Consider the following 6,029-nt stretch of genomic DNA (forward strand, 5'->3'; position numbering starts at 1 on the left):
AGCAGGCTCCGGTGACGACGGCCCTCGAGGAACGTGTCGTACTGCTGCTCGAGCGCTCGCACGACCGCAGAGATCTCGTCGGACTGTTCCATCTGGCGGGCGATCTCGGCACGGTCGCGGCCTGCGGCGGCAGCCAGCGCCGTCGTGTCCAGGTCGAGACCGGTGGCCGCGATGATGCGCTGCAATCCGAGGAGGCCGGCATCGGCGAACTCGCTCTGGCCGAGGTAGTGCGGCACGTGCACGGCGAAGCCGAGTGCGTCGCGTCCGGCCTCACCGAGGCGGAGCTCGAGCATGGCGGAGAAGCTGGCCGGGACCTGCACGGTGCCGAAGGGCGTCTCGTTGCCGGACAGCAGTCGCGGGTTCGTGCCGTGCGTGGTGAAGCCGAGGGGGCGCGTGTGCGGCACGGCCATGGGGATCCCGTGGACGCTCACGGTGAGCTCCACCTCGAGAGCACGGATCAGGATCATGACGGCCTCGGCCATCCGGGCCCACTGGTAGTCGGGCTCCGGTCCCGCGAGGAGCAGGAAGGGCACTCCCTCGCGGTCGACGACCCGGTACAACAGGAGGCTGGGGTCCGCGTAACTTTCCCAGTGGTCACGGTCGAAGACCATGGGCGGCCGGCGCCCGCGGTAGTCGAGCAGCTGGTCGACATCGAACGATGCGATGACGCGGGACTCGTGCTCCTCCAGGAGGTGCTCGGTGAGCAGGCGCTGCGTGTGGCCGGCGTCGACGAACCCGCCCAGAGCAAGCACGAGCACCGATGCGTTCATGTCCTCGGCGGACAGCGAGGCATCGGTCTCAAACTGGAAGAGCTCGGTGGGGTCTTGCACGGAGAGGCCTTTCGTGAGGGCGTTCATGCGGTCCAACGCGGTGCGCTGCACCATGATTCCCTGTGTCGCGGCCAACCAGCCGCGCGGGTCAGGGCATGACCTTGGCGATTGCCTTGAGGATCCGCTGCGGCGACACGCTGTGGGCGGTCCCGATGGACTGGGCGAAGAGCGACACCCGCAGCTCCTCGATCATCCAGCCGATCTGGACGACCTCGGCCGCGCCGCGCTGGCTCGGGCGCAAGGCCTGCAGCAGGTCCGCGTAGCGCCCTTCCACGAGGTCGACCTGGTCGAGGGCTTGGGCGTCTCGGGCGAGGTTGGCAGGAGCCTTGTCGAGTCGGTGCGCGGCCGCGCGGAGATACCGGTCCAGGTCGGGCAGCCGCCTGATGCCCGCCTCGGCGACGAAGCCCGGACGGATGAGCTCGCGCAGCTGGGCCCGGACGTCGGCGACCAGTGGCCGGATCGCCGGGTTCGTCGAGCGGTCGAGCTCGGCGAGCCGGTTCGTCAGGGCGAGGTGGCGAGCGAGGATCGGCTCGACGAGGCCGACGACCTCGACCACGCGGGCGGTCGTGTGCGTGCGCACAGCCGAGAGGGCCCACTCGAAGTCCTCACGGGTCCGTATGCCGCTGGGCTCGCTCCGGCGCGCGTCGCCCCCTCCCGTCGTGGACCCTCCACGTGCCGCGGGCGGATGCACGACCTCCTCGCTGATCGAGTCGACGGCAGCCGCCAGGCAGTCGTCGAGCAGGGCCGGGACGCTGCCGTGCGGGTTGTTGCCGAGGGCCAGCTTCTGCGCATTGGTCAGGCGCGCGAGGATCTGCTTCCACGGCGGGTTGATGCCGAGGAGCAGGAGCCGCCGGACACCGAGCCGGTGCTCGGCCTCTGCCTCCGCCCGGGTCGGCAGGACCCGCAGGTCGACCGCGGCACCCGTGTCCACGAGGGCCGGGTAGCCCTGGACGCCGGAGCCGCTCTCGAAGGTCTCCGGCACCCGATCGACGTCCCAGCTCCTCAGACCGGTGCGTTCCACGCCGGTGCTCGCGGCCCGGACCTGCCGGCGCAGCTGGGGGGTGGCGGATTCGCGGACGGACTCGAGGTCCTTGCCCCTCGCAACAGGCTCGCCCGCGGGCGAGTCGACGCTGAACGTCACCCGCAGGTGGTCGGGGACCCGAGCCCAGTCGAAGTCGTCGGGCTGGACAGGGGCACCGGCCCGGCGACGCAGCGTCGTCGCCAGGGCACGTGTGAGGTGCCCCTCCGCCGGGTCGAGCTCGGGCAGCACGGCCCGAGCGTGATCGGGCGCAGGCACGAGGTGGCGGCGGATCGCTTTGGGCAACGAGCGGATGAGCGCCGTGACGAGTTCCTCCCGGAAGCCCGGGACCTGCCAGTCGAACCCGTCTGCGGTCACCTGGTTGAGCCGGTCTACGGGTATGTGGATGGTGGCGCCGTCGAACTCGGAGCCCGGGTCGAACTGGTAGGTGACGTCGAGCTCGAGGTCGCCCTGGCGCCACCTCGTCGGGTAATCCTCCACCCCGAGGGCGCCTGCGCTGTCCCGGAGCAGGAGGTCCTCGGTGAAGGTGAGGAGGTCCGGGGTCTGGCGCCGGGCCTTCTTCCACCACGTGTCGAAGTGCCGGCCGGACACCACGTCTGCGGGAATCCGCCTGTCGTAGAAGGCGATCAGCACGCTGTCGTCGACCACGAGGTCCCGCCGCCGCGTCCTCGCCTCGAGGTCGCTGAGGCGCTCGAGGAGGGCGGCGTTGTCGCGGAGGAAGGCGTGCTCGGTGGGCCAGTCGCCCTCGACGAGCGCGTGGCGGATGAACAGGTCCCGGGCCAGCTCGGGATCGATCTTCCCGAGACCGACGGTGCGGCCCACGACGAGCGGCACGCCGTAGAGCGTCACCCGCTCGGTGGCGATGGCGGAGCCGCGGCGGCCGGACCAGCGTGGCTCCGAGTACTGCCGTTTGACGAGGTGGGCGCCGAGCTCCTCCGCCCAGGCCGGGTCGATGCGCGCGGTGATCCGGGCCCAGAGCCGCGTCGTCTCCACGAGCTCCTCCGCCATGACGAACTGCGGCTGTTTGCGGAAGAGCGCGGAGCCGGGGCTGATGCCGAAGCGCGCCCCCCGGGCACCGAGGTACTCCCGGCGCTGCTCATCGCGGACCCCGACGTGCGAGAGGAGGCCGGCAAGCAGGGCCTGGTGGATGGCGTCGGTGTCGACCTCCCCCTCACCGGTGCGGATGCTTCCCCGCGACACGTCGAGCCCGGCCTGCTTGGCCGTCTGCTTCAGCTGGGCGTGCAAGTCCTGCCACTCGCGCACCCGGAGGTAGTGGAGGAACTCCGCCTTGCACATCCGCCGGAAGGCGCTCGAGCTGAGAGCGCGCTGCTGCTCCTTGAGGTGAGTCCACAGCTTGAGCCAGGACAGGAAGTCGCTCGTCTCGTCGGCGAACCGCTTGTGGGCCGCGTTGGCGAGCTCCTGCTTGTCCTGGGGCCGTTCGCGCGGGTCCTGGATCGAGAGGGCGGCCACGATGACGAGCACTTCGCGGAGCACCCCGCGGCGGTCCGCCTCGATGACCATGCGGGCGTGTCGCGGGTCGATCGGGAGGGCCGCGATCGTCCGGCCGTAGGTCGTGAGTCTGTGTCCCGGACGTCGCCGTCCCTTCCCGGCGGGCTGGGTGTCGTCCTCGGGCGCGAACGCCTGGAGCTCCTCGAGGAGCCGGATGCCGTCGGTGACCTGTCGGCTGTCCGGCGGGTCGAGGAAGGGGAACCGGGCGATGTCACCCAGCCCGAGCGAGGTCATCTGGAGGATGACGGAGGCCAGGTTGGTCCGCAGGATCTCCGGGTCGGTGAACTCGGGCCGGCTCTCGTAGTCGGCCTCCGAGTAGAGGCGGATGGCGATCCCCTCGGAGACGCGACCGCAGCGGCCGGACCGCTGGTTGGCGGAAGCCTGGCTGACCGGTTCGATGGGCAGCCGCTGGACCTTGGTGCGCTGGCTGTAGCGGGAGATGCGCGCCGTACCGGTGTCGATGACGTAGCGGATGCCTGGCACCGTGAGCGACGTCTCGGCGACGTTGGTGGCGAGGATGATCCGGCGCCCGGTGTGGGGCCGGAAGACCCGGTGCTGCTCCGCCGCCGACAGTCGCGCGTAGAGCGGCACGACCTCCGTGACGGGCAGCTTCATCCCGTTCAGCGCGTCGGCCGCGTCGCGGATCTCTCGCTCACCGGACAGGAAGACGAGAATGTCACTGCTCGGCCCGGAGTGGCGCTCGGTCCAGAGCTCCTCGACCGCCTCGCAGATGCCGGTGATCAGGTCCTTCTCGTCGTCACCGTCCTTGGTGCTCGGCCGATCGGGGTCGACGAGGGGGCGATAGCGGATCTCGACCGGGAAGGTGCGGCCGGACACCTCGATGATCGGGGCCGGCTCCCCCGTCGCCGGGTCGGCAAAGTGCCGGGCGAACTTCTCCGGGTCGATGGTCGCCGACGTGATGACGACCTTGAGGTCAGGGCGACGTGGCAGCAGCTGCTTGAGGTAGCCGAGGATGAAGTCGATGTTGAGGCTGCGCTCGTGTGCCTCGTCGATGATGATCGTGTCGTAGCGGCGCAGCTCGCGGTCCCGCTGGAGCTCCGCGAGGAGGATCCCGTCGGTCATCACCTTGACGAGCGTCTCCCGGCTCGACTGGTCGGTGAAGCGAACCTGGTAGCCCACGGTCGTGCCGAGCTCCACTCCGAGCTCATCCGAGAGCCGCTCGGCGACGGCCCTGGCCGCGATCCGGCGCGGCTGGGTGTGGCCGATGACACCGTCGAGCCCGCGACCGAGGTCGAGGCAGATCTTCGGCAGCTGGGTGGTCTTGCCCGAGCCGGTCTCGCCTGCGATGACGACGACCTGGTGGTCCCGGATCGCTGCGGCGATGTCGTCCCGCCGGTCGACGACCGGGAGGTGCTCCGGGTAGCTGATCGGGGGGACCAACCCAGCCCGAGCGGCGCGGCGGGCTTCGCGCTGTTCCGGGCTCAGCGGCATACGGCCTCGTGGTCCCCCTGCACCCGGCGAGCGGCGTCGCGCTCCCCCGCCCCGAGGGTGCCCATCGACCTGCCCCGCGACTTGCCCCCTGACCTGTCCGCGCGGCGGCACGGTGGGACGGTCCTCGGGCATGGGCGACAGGATATGCGGGGACCGGGTGCGGTCCGAACCGGTTTCCGACGGAACCCAGCGCATCGGCGTAGGGTCGGAGTGGGTGAAGCTCAGCACCTGAGAGGGGCACGGATGACCACGAGGCCGGCGGCTCCCGACCCGCAGCAGGACCGCCACGTCGCCTTCCCGGGTGACGCGCCGGCACGAGGCCTGCCGTCCACTGCGTGGGCCCCGGATCCCCGGACCCGCCTGTCCGGACCGCGCCAGCGCCGGAGAAACGGGGGGTGGTGGGTGCTCGCCGCGTTCTTCGCCCTGCCGATGCTCGGGAGCGCCATGCACAGCAATGGCATGACGAGTCACGGGTTCGGGGGGATGGGCATGGAGCAGGTCCAGGGCGGCGGGTCCATCGACCTGACCGAACTTCATGGCACGCAGGTCGCCGATGTGTCGCCAACGGACCTTCCTACGCACGCGGTGCCGCCGGGCACGACACAGTTCCGGCTCGAGGTCGTCGGCGGCGACCCGCGCGCGACGATCACGGTGGACGGTCAAGGTCCGGGACACGGTGCAGGCCTGCACCCACGAGACGTCACTCTTCCGTACTCAGGCTTGGTCACCTTCGACGTGCCACCCGAGATGCTCATGGTTGGCGTCGCCGGTTCGGATGGCCAAGGCACGGTCCAGTGCCGGCTCTATGCCGACGACGAGCTCGTCGCCATCCAAACGGGTCAGGGCACGGCCGAGTGCGTGCTCCACCAGCCGTGACGCCGCCCTACACGTCGGCATCGGGGGTGGCGTTGGCACCGGCGCGGCGGTTGTTGATCGCGACCCGCAGTGCCATCGCCTTCTCGAACGCCGTGTGCCAGAAACGGTTCAGCACCAGCTCGCGCTCACCGACGAGCTCGATGACATCGGCGCCGGCGCCGAGCTTGAACAGGAGCAGGCCGATGAGCGGCGAGGTGGCGCCCAGCGACGTGTTGAAGCCACGCAGGTCATAGGCCGTGCAGCCCGCGTCGATCGCGTCCTGGATCGCCTGCCACTGAAGCGCGTTGCTGGCTCGGGCGTCCCGGTTGCGGCTCGTCGACCCG

Annotated in this window: 4 protein-coding genes; 1 reads left to right on the forward strand and 3 read right to left on the reverse strand. The window is 70.6% G+C overall.

The features are described from left to right. A partial coding sequence (locus tag VIR15_RS19915; protein WP_331931002.1) for a PAC2 family protein occupies positions 1-884 on the reverse strand: 884 nt, incomplete at its 3' end. A 34-nt stretch (positions 885-918) separates the two neighbouring features. Next, the gene (gene hrpA / locus VIR15_RS19920) at positions 919-4,962 is read right to left on the reverse strand and encodes an ATP-dependent RNA helicase HrpA (RefSeq protein ID WP_414654992.1); all 4,044 of its coding nucleotides are present in this window, start codon (positions 4,960-4,962) and stop codon (positions 919-921) included. Between the two features lie 111 nt (positions 4,963-5,073). Between hrpA and VIR15_RS19925 the strand changes: the two genes are divergently transcribed. Next, positions 5,074-5,706 carry a hypothetical protein gene (locus VIR15_RS19925; protein ID WP_331931006.1) on the forward strand — a complete coding sequence of 211 codons (633 nt, stop codon included), beginning with the start codon at positions 5,074-5,076 and terminating at the stop codon, positions 5,704-5,706. A 7-nt stretch (positions 5,707-5,713) separates the two neighbouring features. Here the strand turns inward: VIR15_RS19925 and VIR15_RS19930 are convergent. After that, the coding region (locus tag VIR15_RS19930) for a peptidoglycan bridge formation glycyltransferase FemA/FemB family protein (protein ID WP_331931008.1) at positions 5,714-6,029 on the reverse strand (316 nt) is incomplete at its 5' end.

This window comes from Intrasporangium sp. (genome assembly GCF_036566125.1).
Taxonomy (GTDB): Bacteria; Actinomycetota; Actinomycetes; order Actinomycetales; family Dermatophilaceae; genus Intrasporangium.